The sequence below is a fragment of the Mitsuaria sp. PDC51 genome, from assembly GCF_900113225.1.
Classification (GTDB): Bacteria; Pseudomonadota; Gammaproteobacteria; order Burkholderiales; family Burkholderiaceae_C; genus Roseateles.
In genome coordinates this window covers 1,657,390-1,677,974 of the sequence record NZ_FOZE01000002.1, presented here as the reverse complement: position 1 = coordinate 1,677,974, position 20,585 = coordinate 1,657,390, and the positions used below count along the sequence as shown (strand labels likewise).

Here is a 20,585-nt window from a genome sequence, read left to right as displayed (position 1 = left end):
GACACATCGAGGGGAGAACAACGCATGACGAAGATCCGCACGCTGATCGCGGACGACGAGGAAGGCCCGCGCGAGCAGCTGCGCGCCGCGCTGGCACGACTGGCGCCGGAACTGGAGATCGTGGCCGCCAGCGTCAACGGCTGCGACGCCTGGGACGACTGCCTGGAACATGAGCCGCGACTGTGCTTCCTCGACATCCGGATGCCCGGCATGTCGGGCCTGGAGGTGGCACAGCGCCTGGCGCAGCTGGCGGAGCCGCCGCGCGTCGTCTTCGTCACCGCCTATGGCGACCACGCGCTGTCGGCCTTCGAGGCCGGCGCGGTCGACTACGTGCTCAAGCCGGTGGAGGACGCCCGCCTGGAGCACTGCCTGCAGCGCCTGCGCCAGCGTCAGGCCCAGGGCGCCGCCGGGACGGACGGCGCGGACGGCGCGTCGGAAGCCGGGGCCCCGCTGCCGGCGATGCCGGCCGCGACACTCGAGCTGCTGCGCCAGCTGCTGCCGGCCCAGCGCCCCGCGATGCGCCCCATCCAGGCCAGCCAGGGCCGCGAGATCCAGTTGATCGCGCCCGACGACATCCTGTTCTTCCAGAGCGACAGCCGCTACACCCGGGTGGTCCACCGCGACGGCGAAGCCTGGATCCGCACCGCGCTCAAGGAACTGCTGAGCGACCTCGATCCCTCGGTGTTCTGGCAGGTGCACCGCTCGGTGCTGGTCAACAGCCGCTTCATCGCCAGCGCGACGCGCGTCGACGAGAACACGATGCAGCTGTCGCTGAAGGGCTGCGCGGAGAAGCTGCCGGTCTCGCGGCAGTTCCAGGGGCTGTTCAAGGGCCAGTGACGCCGGTTCGTGCGGAGGCGGGGCGCGGGAGGGGCGCCGTCGAGGTACAACGAAGGCTTCTTCCACGAGGCCCACGGCCTGACGGAGCCCACCCGCATGCGCAACGGCATCACGTCCTCGCGCGACCGGCGCGAACGCGGTCGCGATCCCCGAAACGGCACCGCGCGCGCCGCCCTGCTGCTGGCGATCGCGGCCTTGGGCGCGTCCCCGGTGCAGGCGCGCGTGACGCGCATCGTCATCGACGAGGTGACGCCGCTGATCGGCGAGCAGCGCGGCTACGAACGGCTGCGCGGTCGCGCCTTCGGCGAGCTCGACCCGGCCGACCCGCGCAACGCGGTGATCACCGACCTGCGCCTGGGCGCCGACCCGGACGGCAAGGTGCGCTACGAGACGAACTGGGTGCTGACCCGTCCGGTCGGCCGTAAGACCGCGAGCGGCTTCCTGTGGCACGACGTGCCCAACCGCGGCGGCGAGGTCCGGCTGCAGGCCGGCGAGCTGGCCGCGGGCGACATCGGTCTGCGCAGCGGCTGGCAGGCCGACAACGCCGGCAGCACCGGCGTGCCGCGCTGGCGCCCGGAGGCGGCGCGCCACCATTACGTCCGCGTGCCCATCGCCCGCATCGACGGCGCGCCGGTGACCGGCACGGTGATGGCGCGCATCGTCAACCGCCGCGGTGCCGACTCGCAGCCGCTGCTGGTGCAGGGCAACCCGGTTCCCTACCTGCCGGTCTCGCTCGACACCTCGCGCGCCACCTTGACGATCCACACGCAGGAGACCGTCGACGGCCGCGTCACCACGGCCGGCACCGTCGATCCGAAGGACTGGGCCTTCGCCCGCTGCGACGCCGAGCACCCGTTCCCCGGCACGCCGGTCGACATCGATCCCACGCGCGCGCCGGACAACCTGCCGATCCACGTCTGCCTGCGCCACGGCTTCCAGGCGGACCGTGTCTACCAGCTGACCTACACGGCGGGCAACGCCTACGTGCTGGGCGTCGGCATGGCGGCGTTCCGCGACGTCGGCGCCTTCTTCCGCCATGAGAAGGCGGACGACGCCGGCACGCCCAATCCGATCGCCGGCCAGGTGCGCGGCAGCGCGATCCGCGGTGTCTCCCAATCGGGGAACATGGTCCGGCAGTTCCTCTTCATGGGCCTGAACCAGGACGAGGCCGGCCGGCAGGTCCATGACGGCGCCTGGGCCATCATCGCGGGCCGCCGCGTCGCGGCGAACGCCCGCTGGGCGCAGCCCGACGGCGTGCTCGAGCTCTACCAGATGGGCAGCGAGGGCCCCCAATGGTGGGTCGACTGGCCGGACCGCGTCCGCGAGCTTCCCGCCAAGGGGCTGCTCACGCGTTGCACCGCCAGCAAGACCTGCCCCAAGGTGTTCGAGCATTTCGGCGCCGCCGAGGTCTATGCGCTCAAGCTCTCGCTCGAATGGGTGGGGTCGTCGGCCGATGTCGACATCCCGCTGGCGCCGGACGTGCGCCGCTACTACGTCGCCGGCAGCCCGCACGGTGGCGGGGCGGGCGGCTTCCGGCACGCCGGCGGGGCGACGCCGTTCAGCTGTCCGGGCAACCAGTTCGGGCAGGCGACGCTGGCGCCGAACCCGGTGCCGCATCGCGAGCTGCGCAACCTGCTGAGCGCGGCGATGCGCGACTGGGTGCTCAAGGGAACGCCACCGCCGCCGAGCCGTTATCCGACGCTGGCGCGCGGCGAGCTGGTCGATCCGACGCGTGAAGCCATGGGTTTTCCGCCCGGCGTGCCGGGTATTCCGGACAGCGTCTTCAGGCCCGAGAACTTCGTGTTCCCGGTCTTCGATTACGACTGGGGGCCGGGCTTCGATCGTGTCGAAGCCGCGGGCGTGCCGGATCGCATCCCGCCGACGATCCGCCGCGTGCTGCCGGCCAAGGTGCCGCGGGTCGACGCCGACGGCAACGAGCTCGGCGGCGTGCCGACCGTGCTGACGATGGCGCCGCTGGGCACCTACCTGGGCTGGAACATCACGGCCAATGGCCTCCACGCCGGCCAGGTGTGCAACTACGCCGGCGGCTACGTGCCGTTCGCACGCACCCGCGCCGAGCGCGAGGCCAACGGCGATCCGCGCCTGTCGCTGGAGGAGCGCTACGGCGATCACGCCGGTTATGTCGCGGCTGTGCGGAAGGCCGCGGACCGCGCGATGGCGCAAGGTTTCCTGCTGAAGGCCGACCGTGAGCGGTTGTTGAAGGAGGCAGCGTCCAGCGACGTGCTCCGGTGAGGCAGTTCACCAAGCCATCGAGGCCCCTCTCCCGCAGCGCGGGAGCGCGCGAGAGGGGGGTGGGGGCGAGGGGTCCCCGCGGTCAGACCCCTCAGCGAGCCGCGGTCTGCGCGGGCGCCTCGCCGTCGATGCCGCCCGCCAGCGCCTTGTAGACGCCCACCAGCGAGGTCGCGGCCGCCGTCTGCGACTGCGCCAGCTGGTTGCGCGCGGTCAGCAGTTCCCGCTCGGCGTCAAGCACCGCCAGGAAATCGCTGATGCCGACCTTGAAACGCTCGCGCGCGATGTTGGCGGCGCGCTCCGCCGAGACGGCCGCGTCGAACAGCGCCTGCGCCTGCTGCTGGCTGCGGTTGTAGGTCACCAGCGCGCCCTCGGTCTCCTCCAGCGCGGCGAGCACGGTGCGCTCGTAGCTGGCGAAGGCCGCTTCGTTGCGCGCATCCGCCGCCGCGATCTGCGCGCGGATGCGGCCGAAGTCGAGCAGGTTCCACACCAGCTGGGCGCCCAGGTTGTACGCATAGGCCGGCCCGTCGTTGAGGTCGCCGATGCGCGAGGCGTTCTGCCCGATCGTGCCGCCCAGCGTGATGCGCGGGAACATCGCCGAACGCGCCACGCCCACGCGCGCCGCCGCGGCCGCCGCCTGCGCCTCGGCCGCGCGCACGTCGGGGCGGCGGCGCAGCAGGTCCTCGGGCGTGCCGATGCGGTCCAGCGCGATCGTCTTCAGGCCCGGCAACGGCTTGACGTCCGACAGTTCCACGTCCAGCGCCGTCGGCGGCTGGCCGGTCAGCACCGCCAGGCGATAGCGCGTGCGCGCCAGCGCCATCTCCAGCGCCGGGATCGTCGCGGCCGTGCTCTGGACCAGCGCACGGGCGCGCTCGGTGTCGAAGCCGGTGCCCCGGCCCGCCTCCTGGCGGCCAGCCACCAGCTTCAGCGCGCCCTGCTGCGTGTCCAGCGACTGCTGGGCCACGCGCAGCTGCTCCTGCAGGCCGCGCAGCTCGAAGTAGTTGCGCGCCACTTCCGCCGCGACGCTGACCTGCGCCGACCGCAGGCCCGCCTCGCCGGCGAGCAGGTCGGCCGCGGCCGCCCGGCGTTCGTCGGACAGGCGACCGAACAGGTCGGCTTCCCAGCGCACGTCGAAGCCGACCGAGAACGCGTTGTTGGTCTGCGGGTTGCCTTGATAGTCCGGCGCCCGCACCCGCGCGGCGCCGGCGTTCAGGTCCACCGTCGGGAACAGCTGCGCATCGGCGAAGCGCGACAGCGCACGGGCCTCGCGCAGGTTGGCCGAGGCCACGCGCAGGTCGGTGTTGGCCTGCAGCGCGCGCTGCACCAGGGCGTCCAGCCCGGCGTCATTGAAGCCCTGCCAGAAGCGGCCCACCGGCGCCTGGGCCAGCGTGCCGGCATCGCCCTGCGGCGCGTTGGCGAAACCGGACGCCAGCGGCACCTCGGACTTCTTCGGCGCCGGCGCCGTCGAGCACCCGGTCAGCGCGACCGTGGCGGCCGCCGCGGCGGCCATCAGAGAGACTCGGAAGAACATCATGCGTGCCCCTTCGGCGAAGTGCCCTTGGGCGGGTCGGCGTCGTCGACGCCCGGGTGGAACGGGTGCGCGGCGGCATCGATCTGATGACGCAGCTCCACCGCATGGGCGCGCTGCTTCTCCGTGCCCTTGCGCAGCAGCGAGTAGAAGACCGGCGTCAGGAAGATGCCGAACAGCGTCACGCCCACCATGCCGGAGAACACCGCGATGCCCATCGCGCGGCGCATCTCGCTGCCCGCGCCGGTGCCCAGGATCAGCGGGATCACGCCAGCGCAGAACGCGATCGAGGTCATCAGGATCGGGCGCAGACGCATGCGGCAGGCATGGATCACGGCGTCGACCATGGACTCGCCGCGTTCCTCGAGCTCCTTGGCGAACTCGACGATCAGGATCGCGTTCTTGCAGGCCAGGCCCACCAGCACCACCAGCGCCACCTGCGTGAAGATGTTGAGGTCCCCCGCCTGCATGAAGGGCGGGAAGTGCGACAGCCAGACCCCGAACAGCGCCGACAGGATGCACATCGGCACGATCAGGATGATGGCCAGCGGCAGCGTCCAGCTTTCGTACTGCGCCGCCAGCACCAGCACCACCAGCAGCACCGAGATCGCCAGCACCGCCGCCATCGTCGGGATGGAGAAGCTGCCCGCCTTGATGTCGCGGGTGAGCCGGTCCTGGTAGGTCAGCTCGGTCCACTCGTAGGTCATGCCGCGCGGCAGGTTCTTCAGCCGCTGTTCCATCTCCGCCTCGGCCTGGCCGCTGGAGAAGCCGGGCTTCGCGGCGCCGTTGATGTCGGCGCTCGGGAAGCCGTTGTAGCGCGTCACGCGCGTCGGGCCGAAGGTCGGATCGACGTTCATCAGCGCGCCCAGCGGCACCATCTCATTGCGCTCGTTGCGCGTCTTCAGGTCGGTGATCGCGCTGGCATTGGCGCGGAAGGGCGCGTCCGCCTGCACGATGACCTGGTAGGTCTTGCCGAAGCGGCTGAAGTCGTTGACGTACAGCGAGCCCAGGTTGATCTGCAGCGTGTCGTAGATGTCCTGCAGCCTCACGCCCATCTGCTTGGCCTTGGTCCGGTCGACGTGGGCGAACAGCTGCGGGACGTTGATGTCGTAGGTCGAGAAGGGCGTGCCGATGCCGCTCTTCTGGTCGCCGTAGATCGGCCCCAGCGTGCCCCAGACGGCGCCGTAGAGCGCCTGTTCGCCCAGGCCGTTGCGGTCCTGCACCTGCACCTTGAAGCCGCCCGCGTTGCCCAGGCCGTCCACCGCCGGCGGCGGCACGACGAACATGCGCGCGCCCTGGATCTGCTGGATCGCGCCGTTGACCTTGCCCAGGATCGCATCCTTGGACAGGTCGGCCGAGGTGCGCTTCTCGAAGTCGTCCAGGCCGAAGAACACGATGCCCTCGTTGGGCGCGGCCGAGAAGCCCGCGATCGACAGTCCCGGGAAGGCGATCGAATCCCGGATGCCCGGCACCTTCAGCGCGATGTCGCTCATGCGGCGGATCACCTCGTCGGTGCGGTCCAGCGTGGCGCCGGCCGGCAGCTGCGCGATGCCGATCAGGTACTGCTTGTCCGGCGCCGGCACGAAGCCCGACGGGATGCGCGTGAACAGCAGCGCCGTCAGGCCCAGCAGCACGGCGTAGACGATCAGCGCGGCCGACTTGCGGCGCAGGATGCCGGTGACGCCGCGGCTGTAGCCCTCGCTGCGGCGCTGGAAGAAGCAGTTGAACCAGTGGAAGAACCGGCCGAACAGCTTGTCCATCACCTTCATGATGGGGTCCTTGGGCGCGTCGTGCGGACGCAGCAGCAAGGCCGCCATCGCGGGCGACAGGGTCAGCGAGTTGAACGCCGAGATCACCGTCGAGATCGCGATCGTGACCGCGAACTGGCGATAGAACTGGCCCGACAGGCCCGGGACGAAGGTCAGCGGGATGAACACCGCGCACAGCACCAGCGCGATCGCGATGATGGGCCCGGAGACCTCCTGCATCGCCTTGATCGTCGCCGCGTGCGGCGTGAGGCCGTCCTCCAGGTTGCGTTCGACGTTCTCGACGACCACGATCGCGTCGTCGACCACGATGCCGATGGCCAGCACCAGCCCGAACAGCGTCAGCGTGTTGATCGAGTAGCCCAGCAGCAGCAGCACCGCGAAGGTGCCCACGATGGACACCGGCACGGCCAACAGCGGGATGATGGACGCGCGCCAGGTCTGCAGGAAGATGATCACCACCAGCACGACCAGCAGCACCGCCTCGATCAGGGTGTGGATCACCTTCTCGATGGAGGTGGCGACGAAGCGCGTCGGGTCATAGACGATGTCGTAGCTGACGCCGGCCGGGAAGTTGGCCTTGAGCCGCTCCATCGTCGCGCGCACGTCCTTGGAGATGTTCAGCGCGTTGGACTGCGGGGCCTGGAAGATGCCGATGCCGACCGCTTCCTTGTTGTTGAGCAGGCTGCGCAGCGCGTAGGTGCCGGGGCCCATCTCGACGCGGCCGACGTCGCGCACGCGCACCAGGCCGCCGGTGGCGGTGTCGGTGCGGATGATGACGTCGGCGAACTCTTCCTCGGTGACCAGGCGGCCCTGCGTGTTGATCTGCAGCTGGAAGTCGGTGCCCTTCGGCGCCGGCGGCGCGCCGACCACGCCGGCGGCGACCTGCGTGTTCTGCTCACGGATCGCGTTGGTGACGTCGGTGGCGGTGAGGCCGCGGCCGGCGAGCTTGGCCGGATCCAGCCAGATGCGCATCGCGTAGTCGCCCGAGCCGAAGACCTGCACCGAGCCCATGCCCTGCACGCGCAGCAGCTCGTCGCGCACCTGCAGCTGCGCGTAGTTGCGCAGGTACAGCGCGTCGCGCGAGTTGTCCGGGCTGACCATGTGCACCACCATGGTCAGGTTGGGGCTGGACTTCTCGGTCGTCACGCCGATCTGCCGGACGATGTCGGGCAGGCGCGGCAGCGCGCGGTTGATGCGGTTCTGCACCGCCGTCTCCGCGGCTTCCGGATTGGTGCCGATCTTGAAGGTCACCGTCAGCGTCATGCCGCCGTCGGCGGTGGCCTGGCTGTCGAAGTACAGGACGTTTTCCAGACCGTTGATCTGTTCCTCGAGCGGCGTGGCGACCGTCTCGGAGATCACGCGCGGGTTGGCGCCGGGGAACTGGGCGCGCACGACGACCTGCGGCGGCGCGACCTCGGGGTACTCGGAGATGGGCAGCCGGAAGATCGCCAGCAGGCCCACCAGGAAGATGAAGATCGAGAGGACCGACGCGAAGCGCGGCCGCTCGATGAAGAAGCGGGAGATATCCATGAACGACCTCGCGCCGGGTTACTTCGACGCGGCCGGGGCGGCGGGAGCGGCGCCTTGCGGCGGGGCGACCGCGCGGCCCTTGTCGTCGAGCTTGGCCTGCTGCGGCGTGACCGGCGCGCCGGGCATCGCATGCTGGAGGCCGTCGACGATCACCAGCTCGCCGGGCTTGACGCCCTGCACCGCGCGGTAGCCGTCGAACTGGGCGCCGACGACCACCGGCCGGGGCGCCACGATGTTGTTGGCGCCCACCACCATCACGACCTTGTTGGCCTGGTCGGTGCCGATGGCGCGCTCGGGGATCAGCGTGGCGGTGTAGCTGCCGGTGCCTTCGAGCTTGACGCGGGCGAACAGGCCCGGCGTGAAGGCGCCGTCCTTGTTGTCGAAGACGGCGCGGCCGCGGATGGTGGCGGTGGCCGGGTTCAGGCGGTTGTCGACGAAGTCCATGCGGCCCTCGTGCGGGTAGCCCTGCTCGTTGGCCAGGCCGAGGTGGACCTTGCTGGCCTGCTCGCGCTTGGCGCCACCGGCGCGGGCGGCGGCGGCGTACTTCAGGAAGGTCGCCTCGCTGGCGTCGAAGTAGGCATAGACCTTGTCGCTGGAGACGACGGTCGTGAGCACGGGCTCACCCACGTTGACCAGGTTGCCGGGCGTGACGTTGGCGCGCGAGCTGCGGCCGGTGACCGGGGCGCGGACCTGGGTGAACTCCAGGTTCAGCCGGGCCTGGGTCACCGCGGCTTCGGCGGCGCGGATGTTGGCGTCGTTGTTGCGGACGGCGGCCTTGAGCTGGTCGATCTCCTGCTGGCTGACGCCCTGGATCGAGACCAGCTTCTCGGCGCGGCCGAGGTCCGACTTGGACAGCTCGGCGGCGGTGCGCGCGGCGGCGAGCTGGGCCTCGGCGCGGGCGACCTCGGCCTGGAAGGGGCGGGGGTCGATGGTGAAGAGCGGGTCGCCCTTCTTGACCACCTGGCCCTCGCGGAAGTGCACCTTGTCGAGCGTGCCGGCGACGCGGGCGCGGATCTCCACGGTGTCGGGCGCTTCCAGGCGCGCGGTGAATTCATCGAAGTCCTGGACTTCGCGCGCGATCGCCGGGGCGACCGTCACGGGCGGGGGGCCGCCATGCTGTTGTTGTTGATCCTGTTGTTGTCCGCAGGCGGTCAGCAGCAGCGCCACGAAGGCGCCAGCGACGGCATTGCGATGGAAAGACGGTCCGACCATGCATCACTCCCGAAAACGCCCGCGGCATCTGTTGCACCGCAGCGTGCGGCGGAATGTAAGCGGTCGGTGAATGACCGCAAAGTGCCGAGGGCAATACCTGTCCCTGAAGCTCAGGCCTTGTCAGGACGACATTGACTGCCTGGGCAAGGTTGTGCGCAAGTCTCGTTGGGCCGGATGCCGGAAAACGTCAGGAGGATTAGGCAAGGACGCCGGACTCCCTCTGAAAACGGCCAGTCGAGACGCCCGAAGGAGGAGCGCGCCTGCTAGGGATTGAAGCGCGGCGTGTTCGAAGCGGGTGCGGCTTTTTGGGGCGAGTTCGAACCGGGAGAACGCGTCACCGACTGGTGCGGTCGAATACGACGGCTGAACGAAGGAAGCAAATGACGCAAACGAAAAGATGGGCGCTCGCGAAGACGACGGCCGGCGTGGTGGTCGCCTTGCTGACAGGGGCACTCGGTTGGGCTTGGCTGGACCAGGAAGAACGCGTCATCAGCGCAAGCGTGAAGATCCCAGATCTCGTAGCGAGCAGCGTCGCGCCCTCTGCGGCGCCGAGGGTCGCCAAATTGCCGCCGACGTCAACGGCGCGGCCGGTGTCGGCCGCGAGCGGCCCCTCCGCGACGAGCATCGAGTTCCCCGCCGCATGGCCGCAACTCCTGCAGCTCGAGACGGACGACCAACGAGGGGCCAGGCAACTGCGAAGCGATCCCTTCACCGCCGTCGACAACCTGCGCGACCTCCTGGAGCGCGCGTCGAGGCAAGAGCCTGAAGCGGCGCTGCGGCTGCATGACCTGGCCGAATACTGTGATGCCCATCGTGGCGACGCCCAGCTACCGCCTGGATATGTGCGGCTTGATTGCTCTGTCCCGAAGAGCTGGACCAGGGAACAGCGGCGGGCTTGGCGGCGGCAGGCCGTGTTCAGCGGGGACCCGTCCCCGCCGATGAGCATGCTCCAGGAGGCCGAGTTCATGGCCGCCTCGGATCCGCATCGCGCGGACACGATCTCGGATGCGGTGTTGTCGTTGGACTATGCGGCCAGGCGCGGTTGCCTCGAGTGCATCCTGGCCCTGGCACGGGTGCATTCCGACGGAAGACTGGTGCAGCAGGACCTGCGAAAGTCCTTTGCCTACCTGCAGGTCGCAGCGGCGGCGACCGGGGACTCATTCCTCTCAGAGCAGGCCGAGAAGATTCGGCCCGGCCTCCGCCCTATCGACATCGAGTTCGCGCGTTCCATGCAGGAGCGTCTGGCGAAAGCGCTCGAAAGCAACAAGGCCCGCTGACGCGGGCCTTGGAATGTCAAAGCGAGGGTGACTCTGAGCGCATCGCCGCGGCCCATGAAGTGAATTTCCACCCTCTTCCTGATTGCGTAAACTTGCCCGAGTGGCCAAAGATACTTCGCCGTGCGATAGATTTCGCTTGTCTCGTGCTTCCTCCAATGTGCCCCCAATAGGACACGGCCATGATTTCACTGCCAGGAACTTCTGAAGTTGCTCCTAGTTGATACGCGAGAATTTCGGCCTTGATGGAATCCATCGCCAAGCGCTCTTCGTGGCATGCCGGCTCGAGACGAGGGCTTTGGCCGAACGCATGCTCGCTTCCCAGGAGCAGGATCAGCGAATTGAATGCGGCGCGGGAATGATGAAAGGCGAACAAGCCAGTATCTCCTTCGGTTGCAAGAGGGAGGGACCGTTGAAACGGCCATTGGCTGGCTGGTTCAGATACTGGCTCGCACTTCTCGTTCTACCGGGAGGCCGACGCGAGAACCATTACTTTCATTGGTCAATTTGCCCACTGAGATAAGTCAGTGTTACCGCCTCCAAAATCGCTACATGGCCAATCGGAAGATTTCTACCGCGACCGACGTCCGGACTTCGGAATACGCAGCTCCTTGGGCCGATTGGATCGGCTTTGAATCGGAGGCAGCACACGAGCGGCGTGTCCGTTTGGAGGATCCATTTGCGGCGGCCCCGTTTCTGGAAGCGCTCATCACGCAAAGCAGCGAAGGCGATGCCACGGCCGCATACACGATGTATTCGTTCGCTCAATCCACCGAGCGTCGTGGGCCTTGGGCAGTGATTCCCAGCTTCGACCAGCAGGATGCCATGGCCCCGAAGAACTGGACCCCGGAACACAAGGAAAACTGGATGCGGATCGCCGCTCGAGGCGGTTATTGGATTGCAGCTTTCGCTGCGCTGAATACCGCGGATCGACTTCCCGACGGCGACCCGCGACGCCCCGCGTTGATCGAAGACGCGATGAAGGGTTTGGAGCTCGCGGTTCGCGCGGGCTCTTTGGAGGCGTTGCAAGCACTCGCCATGAAGTTGCAGTCCGGCGAGCAGGTGGCCAAGGACTTACCTCGTTCCTATGCCTATCTGCAGGTGGTCGCCCTTGCCGCCCCCGAAGGCAACGAGTACTGGGACCAATGTGCAGGCGAGGTCAGGGCGCTGCTGAACGAGGAAGACCTCCGCAACGTCCGCGTCATCCAGCAAGAACTCGCCGCGGCTCTCTCCCAAGGAATGGACCGCCTTCAATAAAAAACCCGGGCAAGCCCGGGTTCTTCGAGGGGGCGAACCCATCCGGGTTCGCAAGGGTCGCGCTCAATGCACCCCGTGCATCAGCTTCTTCATCCACGGGCTGAGCAGCATCAGCAGCACGCCGGCGGCGGCCGGGATGATGGTGAAGATCAGGAAGAAGGTGGACATCGAATAGGTCGACGAGATCGCGTCGATGTAGGAGCCCGTGGCGCCCGCGATCTTGTTGGCGATCGCCGCATTGACGAACCAGACGCCGAACATCAGGCCCAGCAGCCGTGCCGGCGCCAGCTTCGAGATGTAGGACAGCCCCACCGGCGACAGGCACAACTCGCCCATCGTGTGCAGCAGGTAGGCCAGCGTCAGGAAGATCATGCTGACCTGCGCCGTCTTGGCGCCCGCCGGAATGCCCGACGCGCCATACGACAGCGCCGCGAAGCCCAGGCCCAGCAGCACCAGGCCGACACCGAACTTCACCGGACCGCTCGGGTTCCAGTGACGCTCCCACATCTTGCTGAACATCGGCGCCAGGATCACCAGGAAGAAGGAGTTCAGCACCCCGAACCAGGTGGCCGGAATCTCCGATTGCTCCATCTGGAACTCACGCCCCAGCATCCACAGCGACAAGCCCCAGATCAGCGCCAGCGCCACCACCAGCAGGCCGTTGGACAGCGCGTACTTGCCCTCGGTGCTGCGGGAGAGCTTGACCAGCAGCCAGCTCAGGATCGCCACCGGGATCAGCGTCATCAGCGAATTGACGATCTTGAACACCAGCCCGCTGGTGCCCACCAGCGCGCGGTCGGTGTAGTCCGCCGCGAAGATGGTCATCGACCCGCCGGCCTGCTCGAAGGCGAACCAGAAGAAGATCGTGAAGAACGAGAACACGCCGATCGCGATCAGGCGGTCACGCACGATGTGCGCCGGCGTGTCGTCCAGCGGCTCGCTCGCGTCCACCATCGGCGCGTCCTTGCTCGGCGCGCCGCCGATGTCGCCGAAGATGCCCTGGCCGAACCAGAACTGCAGCGCGCCCAGGATCATGAAGATCGCCGCCAGGCCGAAGCCGTAGTGCCAGCCGATCTTCTCGCCGATGTAGCCGCACAGCGAGATGCCGAAGAACGCGCCCGCGTTCACGCCCATGTAGAACAGCGTGTAGCCGCCGTCGCGCTGGCCCTCGTTGTCCTTCGAGTACAGCTGGCCCACGATCGCCGAGATGTTCGGCTTGAACAGGCCCGTGCCCAGGATCACCAGCCCCAGGCCGACGTAGAAGGTCGCCTTGGTGTCGAAGAACAGCGCGATGTGGCCGGCCGCGATGATGAAGCCGCCCAGCACCACCGAGCGCCGCGTGCCCAGCATCCGGTCCGCGATGTAGCCGCCGATGATGGGCGTCAGGTAGACCAGCATCGTGTACCAGCCGTAGAGGCTGGTGGCTTCCTCGCGGGTCCAGCCCCAGCCGCCCTTGGTCGTGGCCGAGATCAGGTACAGCACGAGCAGCGCCCGCATGCCGTAGTAGGAGAACCGTTCCCACATCTCGGTGAAGAACAGGACGAACAGGCTGTTGGGCTGGCCGAGGATGGTCTGCCGCGCTCCGGGAGTTTGAATTGTGTTCAAACGACGCTCCGTGATGGATCGCTGAGGGATCGATGACCCGGCGCTCCGGGTCACGGGAAACCGCGTTCCAGGGATCAGAACGCGTTTGCCGCTGGTCCAGGCCCCGGACCGGTCGATCCCTTGGGGCCCGCCAGCGGCAGGCGCGCCATTGTCAGCGAAAGGTCAGCGTCAACCGCCGCCTCGGGATTAGGGCTCACCCTAGGTCGCGCGGACCTTTTCCAGCGCCCTCGCACGGCGTCCATGGCCGGTTCACGCCGCGTCGACGGCTCAGGGGCGCTCCTCGCGCAGCAGACGCAGGCCGTTGAGCACCACCAGCAGGCTCGCGCCCGCGTCGGCCAGCACCGCCAGCCACAACGAGCCGATGCCCGCCAGCGTGAGCGCCGCCACGATCGCCTTCAAGCCCAGCGCCACGACGATGTTCTGCTTGAGCACGGTCGCCACCCGCTCGGACAGGCCGATCAGCTCCGGCAGCTTGCGCAAATCGTCCTGCATCAGCGCGATGTCGGCCGTCTCCAGCGCGGTCGCGCTGCCGGCGGCGCCCATGGCGATGGCGATGTCCGCACGCGCGAGCGCCGGCGCGTCGTTGACGCCGTCGCCGATCATCGCGACCGGCCCCTGTTCATCGGCCATCCGCGCGATCGCGTCGAGCTTGTCCTGCGGCAGCAGCGGCGCGCGCACCGCGTCCTCCGGCAGGCCGAGCCGGCCCGCCATCGCCACCGCGCTGGCACGCTGGTCACCGCTGAGCATCGTCAGCGCCAGGCCGCGAGCGCGCAGCGTGCGCAGCACCTCGGCGGCCTCGGGCCGTGGCGTGTCCGACAGCGCCAGCAGCGCCAGCGTCTGCGGGCCGCGCATCAGCCAGACCAGCGTGTGGCCCTGCGCCTGCAGCGAACGGGCCGCCGATCGCGCCTCGTCGTCGACGGCGCCGCGCTGCTCGGCCAGCCGCTCGTTGCCGAGGGCAAAGTCCTGACCTTCCAGCTGCGCGGTCAGGCCCAGGCCGGGCAGGTTGCGCAGATGCTCGACCGGCTCCAGCGCCGTGCCCAGCCGCTGCGCATGGGCCGCGACAATGGCCTGCGCCAGCGGATGCGCGCTGCCGGCGTCCAGCCGCGCGGCGAGATGCAGCGCCTGGTCGACGCTCACCGACGGGTACAGCGGCTGCACCGCCGCCAGCTGCGGCCGGCCTTCGGTCAGCGTGCCGGTCTTGTCGAAGGCCAGGGTCTTCAACTGCCGGGCGCGCTCGAGGTACAGCCCGCCCTTGATCAGGATCCCGCGCCGGGCGGCCGCGGCCAGGCCGCTGACCACGGTGACCGGCGTCGAGATCACCAGCGCGCACGGGCAGGCGATCACCAGCAGCACCAGGCCCTTGTAGATCCAGTCGCCCCAGGCGCCCAGCCCCAGCAGCGGCGGCAGCACCGCCAGCGCGACCGCCACCAGCACCACCGCCGGGGTGTAGACACGGGCGAAGCGGTCGATGAAGGCCTGCGTCGGCGCGCGCTGCGACTGCGCCTGCTGCACGGCCGCGGCCATGCGGTCGAGCAGCGTGTGGCCCTTGTCCGCCGTCACCGCCATCTCCAGCAGGCCGTCGCCGTTGATGCTGCCGGCCAGCAGCGTGTCGCCGGGGGCCTTGTCGACGGGCATGGCCTCGCCGGTCAGCGCGGCCTCGTTCAGGCTGGAGCGGCCGCTGAGCAGCCGGCCGTCCAGCGGCACCCGCTCGCCCGGCGGCACGCGCACCCGCGCGCCGATCGCCACCTGCGCCGCCGGGACGGTGGTCCAGCGTCCGTCCTCGCCCTGGACCTGCGCGGTCTCCGGCGCCAGTTGCGTCAGCGCGCGGATCGCATCGCGGGCGCGGGCCAGGCTGAGGCTCTCCATCATCTCGGACAGGCCGAACAGCCACACCACCATCGCCGCCTCCGGCCACTGGCCGAGCACGATGGCGCCGATCACCGCCAGGCTCATCAGCAGGTGGATGTTGAGCGTCACGCTCTTGAGCGCGATCCAGCCCTTGCGCAGCGTCGGCAGGCCGCCGAGCAGCATGGTCGCCACCGCCAGCGCGATCACCAGCGGACCGGATTCGTCGAAGCCGGCGAAGGCCAGCGACTCCGCGGCGATCGCGGCCACGCCCGCCAGCGCCATGCGCCAGCGCAGGCCGGTCGAGATCGCCGGCGGCGGCGCGGGCGGCGCGGCGGCGGTGTCGACGGCCTCGGCGCTCATTCCGGCGGCCGAGATCGCGGCGCGCAGCGGGGCGTCGTCGGGCAGGCGGTGATGGACGTCGAGCAGGCGATTGATCAGGTCGAACTCCAGGGCGACCACGCCGTCCTTGCCCTGCAGCTGCTTGCGCAGCAGGCCCTCCTCGGTCGGGCAATCCATGCCGGCGATGAAGTAGCGCTGCCGCGTCGTCCCGGCCAGGGCCTCGGCCGAGACCCGCGGCGCGCGCTCGACGGCCACGTCGCCGTGGTCGTGGTCGTGGTCGTGGTCGTGGCCGTGGTCATGCGCGTGCGCGTGTCCGTCACCGTGTCCGTGACCGCGGTCCTCACGGATCTCGCGGGCGGGCGCGGGCGCCGCCGGGTGACCGCAGCAGCCGCCGCAGGACGCCGGCGCGGGCTCGGGCGCGGCGGGACGGTGATCGTGTTCCTGATGTGCCATGGGGGTGGATTGGATAGTCTGTAGCCGCTCCAAGGTCAAGCGGCTATCCTGCCCGGCATGCGAATCGGCGAACTGAGCAAGTCCACCGGCGTGGACATCGAGACCATCCGCTTCTACGAGAAGAGCGGCCTGCTGCCGCCGCCCGCGCGCAGCGAGAACGGCTATCGCGACTACGCCCACGCCCATCTGGAGCGGCTCGCCTTCATCCGGCACTGCCGCGCGCTGGACATGTCGCTGGCGGACGTCGCGCTGCTGCTCGACAGCCTGGGCAGCCGCGACCCCGAGGCCCTGGTGCAGGTGGATGCGTTGGTCGCCTCGCAGCTCGGCAAGGTCCGCGCCCGGCTCAAGAGCATGCAGGCGCTGGAGGCCCAGCTGGTCGCGCTGCAGAAGCGCTGCGACGCCGACCACGACCACCACGCCTGCGGCATCCTCGAGGAACTCGTGTCCGCCGCGCATGGCGAGGCCTGCGCCTGCCACCCGGACCTCAAGGCGCCAGCGGCAGCGCGGCCCGCGTCAGCCGGTCCCGCAGGCGCGGCACCGCGAAATCGATGAAGGCTCGCAGCTTCAGGGGCAGGCGGCCCTGCGGCGTGTAGACCAGGTGCACCGGCCGCGGCGCGGCTTCGAAGTCCTCGAGCACCAGCCGCAGCCGCCCCGCGCGGACGTCGTCGTTCACTTGGTAGGACAGCGCCCGCACCAGCCCGGCGCCCGCGCGGCCGGCGTCCAGTGCGGCATCGATGGTGTTGACGCTCAGCCGAGATCGGAAGGCGCCGGTGCGCGCCACGCCGTCCTGGCGGAACGGCCAGGCGCCGCCGGTGGACACGCTCTCGAACGAAATCACGCGATGCCGCGCCAGTTCGTCCGGCGTGGCCGGCGCGCCGTGCGTGGCGAGGTAGTCCGGCGCCGCGCAGACCACATGCCGGACCTCGCCCACCCGCGTCGCGATCAGGCCGCTGTCGGGCAGGGCGCCGATGCGCAGCGCAACATCGATCTGGTCGTCCAGGAAATGGGTGATGCGGTCGGTGAGCTTCAGGTCCACCGCGACATCCGGATAGGCCTCCAGGAAGCCGGTCACCGTCGGCAGCAGGTGCAGGCGACCGAACATCACCGGCGCGGTGACGATCAGGTCGCCTCGGGGCTCGGTGTATTCGCCAGCCGCGGCGCGCTCGGCCTCGTCGAGCTGCTCCAGGATGGCCTTGGCTGCTTCCACATAAGCCCGGCCCGCGTCGGTCAGCTCCAGCCCCTTGGCCGACCGGATCAGCAGCGCCGCGCGCAGGTGCTTCTCGAGGTCGGCCACCTTGCGGCTGAGGGTCGCCAGCGGCAGCCCGAGGCGCCGGCTCGCCTTCGACAGGCTGCCGGCTTCCACCGCGGCGATCAGCATCGCCATTGCATCGAATCGATCCATCGGGTCCAGCGTGCGACAACCCTCCCGGATTTCGAGAGGCTTGCTCCCGATCCTAGCGGCTTCCCGCGAAATCCGGGAAGCAAGAGACTGGCGCCATGCCTTCCGACGCGGGTCACCGACCCGGGGAACGGCGCCAGGAACCGTCATGAGCACCGCCCACGCCCACGTCCCCGCTCACGTCCCCGCACAAGCCTCCAACCCGGCGGCCGGAGCCTTCGCTGCCCCGGCCGCCGCGGTCTTCCACCGCCACGCCACCGTGCTGGGCCGCCAGGTCTTCTATCGCGAGGCCGGCGACCCCGCCGCCCCCACGCTGCTCCTGCTGCACGGCCTGCCGACCAGCAGCCGCATGTTCAATCCGCTGATACCGCTGCTGGCGGACCGCTTCCACGTGATCGCGCCCGACTACATCGGCTTCGGCCATTCGGACGCGCCCTCGCCTGAGGACTTCGACTACAGCTTCGACCAGCTGGCGGCGCATGTCGCCGGCCTGGTGGACCTGCTGGGATTGAAGGCCTACACGCTCTACATGCAGGACTACGGCGGCCCGATCGGCTTCCGCCTGTTCCAGCAGCGCCCGGAGCAGGTGACCGGCTTCATCATCCAGAACGCCAACGCCTACCTGGATGGCGTCGGCGACGAGGCCAAGTCGGTGCTGCAGCCGCTGTGGGCCGGCCGCACGCCGGCGACCGAAGCGCCGGCACGCCACCTCATCAGCCTGGAGGGAACGAAGTGGCACTGGCTGGTCGGCGCGCAGGACCCGGCGCGCATCGACCCGGACCACTGGCTCATCGACCAGGCGCTGCTGGACCGCCCCGGCATGCAGGAGGCCCATCTCGACCTGCTGGAAAACTACCGGACCAACGTGGCGCTCTACCCCGAATGGCAGGCCGCCTTCCGCCGGCATCGCCCGAAGACGCTGATCGTCTGGGGCCAGCACGATCCGATCTTCGTCCCGGCCGGCGCGCGGGCCTACCTGAAGGACCTGCCGGACGCGAAGCTGGTCTGGCTGGAAGGCGGGCACTTCGTGCTGGACGAGCATGCGCCGCGGGTGGCGGCCGAGATCCGCGCGACCTTCGGCTGAGCCTCAGCGCGGCATCGAGCGCGCGAACTCCTCCAGCCGCCGGCGCAGTTCATCCCGCAGCTGCCGCAGGGCCGGCGACAGCTGCGCGCGGCCCGGCAGGACGAGATGCAGCGGCGACGGGTCGCCGCGCCAGTGCGGATGGACGTGGACGAGCTGCCCGCTGGCGAGTTCCTGGGCCACGTCCGGCCACGACTTGTAGGCGATGCCCAGCCCGGCGAGCGCCCAGCGCTTGACCACCTCGCCGTCGTCGGCGACGCGTCGGCCGGCCAGTGGCAGGTTCACCGGCTCGCCGGCGATAGACACCGACCAATGCGTGGGCACTTCGCCCGCGCGCAGGTAGCGCAGCGCCTCGTGGCGCGCCATGTCCTCGGGCGAGGTCGGCAGGCCGTGCAGCGCCAGGTAATGCGGCGCGGCGACGAGCACCCGGCGGCAATCGGGCAGCAGCGGCAGCGCGACCTGCGCGTTGCCGGCCGGTGGCCCATAGCGCACGGCGGCGTCGACCGGCCGGCGCAGCAGGTCAGTCAGCGGGTCGCCGATCTGCAGGCGCAGCGTCAGCGCCGGATGGCGCTCCTGGAACTGCTCCAGCCACGGCAGCAGCACATGACGGCCCAGGTCCGAGGGCACGGTCAGGTGCAGCACGCCGCTGAGCGCCTCGCGCCCGGCGAGCGCCTCGTCCCGCCCGTCGGTCAGGGCGCGCAGCGCCGCCCGCGCATGCGGCAGGTAGCGCTGGCCCTCGCCCGACAACCGCAGGCTGCGCGTGCTGCGCACGAACAGCGGAAAACCGAGCTGCTCCTCCATCCGCTTGAGCGCGGCGCTGGCCGCGGCCGGCGACCAGTCCAGCGCCTTGGCCGCCGCCGTGAGGTTGCCGAGATCGGCGATGCGCACCAGCAGTTCGAGGTCGGTGATCCGGGTCATCGTTCGATTTTCTTTGAAAAAGCTTCGACCGCCACCCGGCTCAACTGGCCGGCCATCGCTTCCAGACTGGCGACCATCAAACAACCTGGAACGACGATGACCGCTTCCCTTCTCCCTTCCACCGACCTCTTCACCCCGTTGACCCTCGGCCCGCTGACGCTGCCCAGCCGCGTCGTGATGGCGCCGATGACCCGGGCGCGCAGCTCGCAGCCCGGCAATGTGCCCAATGCGCTGATGGCCGCGTACTACGCGCAGCGCGCCAGCGCCGCGCTCATCGTCAGCGAGGCCACGCAGGTCTCGCCCCAGGGCCAGGGCTACAGCTTCACGCCGGGCATCCACAGCGAGGCGCAGGTCGAGGGGTGGCGCCTGGTGACCCGCGCCGTGCACCGCGCCGGCGGCCGCATGGTGCTGCAGCTCTGGCATGTGGGCCGGATGTCGCATCCGGTCTTCCACGACGGCGGCCTGCCGGTGGCGCCGTCCGCGCTGTCGCCCGAGGCTCAGGTCTGGGTCGCCGACGAGCACGGCGTCGGCCGCATGGTCGATTGCCCGGTGCCGCAGGCGCTGACGACCGAAGGCATCGGCGCCATCGTCGACGACTTCCGCCGCGCCGCCGCCAACGCGATGCGCGCCGGCTTCGACGGCGTGGAGATCCACGCCGCCAACGGCTACCTGATCGACCAGTTCTTGCGCACCACCTCCAACCATCGCGACGACGCCTACGGCGGACCGCGCGCGCATCGCCTGCGCTTCCTGCTGGAGGTCGTCGACGCGGTGGCCGCCGAGGTGGCGCCCGAGCGCATCGGCGTGCGGGTCGCGCCCTACATCACCGCCCGCAACATGGCCTGCCCGGACATCATCCCGACCATCCTCGAGGCCGCCGCCGAGCTGTCGCGCCGCGGCGTGGGCTACCTGCACCTGGCCGAGGCGGACTGGAACGACGCGCCCCAGGTGCCGGAGGACTTCCGCCGGGCGCTGCGCCGGGCCTTCGCCGGCCGGATCATCGTCGCGGGCCGCTACGACGCCCCGCGCGCCGAGGCGCTGCTGGCGTCGGGGCTGGTGGACCTGGTCGCGTTCGGGCGGCCGTTCATCGCCAATCCGGACCTGCCGGCCCGGCTTGCGGGCCGCCTGCCGCTGGCGAGCTTCGACGGCCAGGCGCTGTTCGGCGGGAGCGCGGCCGGCTACAGCGACTACCCCGCGATCACCGCGACCTGACCCCCCGTCCTCCCCATTCGTGACGGAGTCGGCGCTTCCCTCGCCCGGCAGGGGGAGGGGCGGGCCCCGGGCT

The 20,585-nt window shown here is 69.9% G+C and carries 15 protein-coding genes; 7 read left to right on the top strand and 8 right to left on the bottom strand.

Annotation, left to right across the window (positions count from 1 at the left end):
• Window positions 1-24 precede the first annotated feature (24 nt).
• Window positions 25-837, top strand: coding sequence for a LytTR family DNA-binding domain-containing protein (locus BM393_RS18795; RefSeq protein ID WP_091730137.1), 813 nt, complete (start codon window positions 25-27; stop codon window positions 835-837).
• 96 nt (window positions 838-933) lie between these two features.
• On the top strand, window positions 934-3,090 hold the full coding sequence (locus tag BM393_RS18790) for an alpha/beta hydrolase domain-containing protein (protein WP_254783495.1): 2,157 nt from the start codon (window positions 934-936) through the stop codon (window positions 3,088-3,090).
• A 91-nt stretch (window positions 3,091-3,181) separates the two neighbouring features.
• Here the strand turns inward: BM393_RS18790 and BM393_RS18785 are convergent, their stop codons facing one another.
• From BM393_RS18785 to BM393_RS18775, 3 genes are read right to left on the bottom strand one after another with little or no spacing between them, the layout of a single operon-like run.
• Window positions 3,182-4,621 carry an efflux transporter outer membrane subunit gene (locus BM393_RS18785; protein WP_091730132.1) on the bottom strand — a complete coding sequence of 480 codons (1,440 nt, stop codon included), beginning with the start codon at window positions 4,619-4,621 and terminating at the stop codon, window positions 3,182-3,184.
• Window positions 4,618-7,914 carry an efflux RND transporter permease subunit gene (locus BM393_RS18780; protein WP_091730129.1) on the bottom strand — a complete coding sequence of 1,099 codons (3,297 nt, stop codon included), beginning with the start codon at window positions 7,912-7,914 and terminating at the stop codon, window positions 4,618-4,620. Before BM393_RS18780 ends, BM393_RS18785 begins: the two co-directional genes overlap by 4 nt.
• 18 nt (window positions 7,915-7,932) lie before the next feature.
• On the bottom strand, window positions 7,933-9,126 hold the full coding sequence (locus BM393_RS18775) for an efflux RND transporter periplasmic adaptor subunit (protein ID WP_091730125.1): 1,194 nt from the start codon (window positions 9,124-9,126) through the stop codon (window positions 7,933-7,935).
• 380 nt (window positions 9,127-9,506) lie between these two features.
• Here BM393_RS18775 and BM393_RS18770 point away from each other — a divergent pair, with 380 nt between their 5' ends.
• Window positions 9,507-10,403, top strand: a complete 897-nt coding sequence (locus tag BM393_RS18770; RefSeq protein WP_091730121.1) for a hypothetical protein — start codon at window positions 9,507-9,509, stop codon at window positions 10,401-10,403.
• A gap of 16 nt (window positions 10,404-10,419) precedes the next feature.
• Here BM393_RS18770 and BM393_RS25370 read toward each other — a convergent pair whose 3' ends face one another.
• Window positions 10,420-10,776, bottom strand: a complete 357-nt coding sequence (locus BM393_RS25370) for a hypothetical protein (protein ID WP_141225396.1) — start codon at window positions 10,774-10,776, stop codon at window positions 10,420-10,422.
• A gap of 176 nt (window positions 10,777-10,952) precedes the next feature.
• Between BM393_RS25370 and BM393_RS25365 the strand changes: the two genes are divergently transcribed.
• Window positions 10,953-11,657 (top strand): hypothetical protein, encoded by a 705-nt coding sequence (locus BM393_RS25365; RefSeq protein ID WP_141225395.1) that lies wholly within the window; start codon window positions 10,953-10,955, stop codon window positions 11,655-11,657.
• 63 nt (window positions 11,658-11,720) lie between these two features.
• Here BM393_RS25365 and BM393_RS18760 read toward each other — a convergent pair whose 3' ends face one another.
• Together BM393_RS18760 and BM393_RS18755 are read right to left on the bottom strand one after the other, a co-directional pair.
• Window positions 11,721-13,262: a peptide MFS transporter gene (locus BM393_RS18760; protein ID WP_091730114.1), complete on the bottom strand. Its 1,542-nt coding sequence runs from the start codon at window positions 13,260-13,262 to the stop codon at window positions 11,721-11,723.
• 267 nt (window positions 13,263-13,529) lie between these two features.
• Entirely contained in the window at window positions 13,530-15,902 is a 2,373-nt protein-coding gene (locus BM393_RS18755) for a cation-translocating P-type ATPase (RefSeq protein ID WP_091730111.1), read from the bottom strand.
• A 57-nt stretch (window positions 15,903-15,959) separates the two neighbouring features.
• Here BM393_RS18755 and BM393_RS18750 point away from each other — a divergent pair, with 57 nt between their 5' ends.
• Window positions 15,960-16,454, top strand: coding sequence for a Cd(II)/Pb(II)-responsive transcriptional regulator (locus BM393_RS18750; protein WP_091730107.1), 495 nt, complete (start codon window positions 15,960-15,962; stop codon window positions 16,452-16,454).
• Here the strand turns inward: BM393_RS18750 and BM393_RS18745 are convergent.
• Window positions 16,387-17,304: a LysR family transcriptional regulator gene (locus BM393_RS18745; protein WP_091730103.1), complete on the bottom strand. Its 918-nt coding sequence runs from the start codon at window positions 17,302-17,304 to the stop codon at window positions 16,387-16,389. The two genes, BM393_RS18750 and BM393_RS18745, sit on opposite strands and share 68 nt — an antisense overlap.
• A 145-nt stretch (window positions 17,305-17,449) precedes the next feature.
• Here BM393_RS18745 and BM393_RS18740 point away from each other — a divergent pair, with 145 nt between their 5' ends.
• Complete coding sequence (locus BM393_RS18740; RefSeq protein ID WP_091730098.1) at window positions 17,450-18,385, top strand: alpha/beta fold hydrolase; 936 nt, start codon at window positions 17,450-17,452, stop codon at window positions 18,383-18,385.
• 3 nt (window positions 18,386-18,388) lie between these two features.
• Here the strand turns inward: BM393_RS18740 and BM393_RS18735 are convergent, their stop codons facing one another.
• Window positions 18,389-19,300 carry a LysR family transcriptional regulator gene (locus BM393_RS18735; RefSeq protein ID WP_091730094.1) on the bottom strand — a complete coding sequence of 304 codons (912 nt, stop codon included), beginning with the start codon at window positions 19,298-19,300 and terminating at the stop codon, window positions 18,389-18,391.
• 96 nt (window positions 19,301-19,396) lie between these two features.
• Between BM393_RS18735 and BM393_RS18730 the strand changes: the two genes are divergently transcribed.
• The gene (locus BM393_RS18730; protein WP_091730091.1) at window positions 19,397-20,512 is read left to right on the top strand and encodes an alkene reductase; all 1,116 of its coding nucleotides are present in this window, start codon (window positions 19,397-19,399) and stop codon (window positions 20,510-20,512) included.
• Window positions 20,513-20,585: the final 73 nt, after the last annotated feature.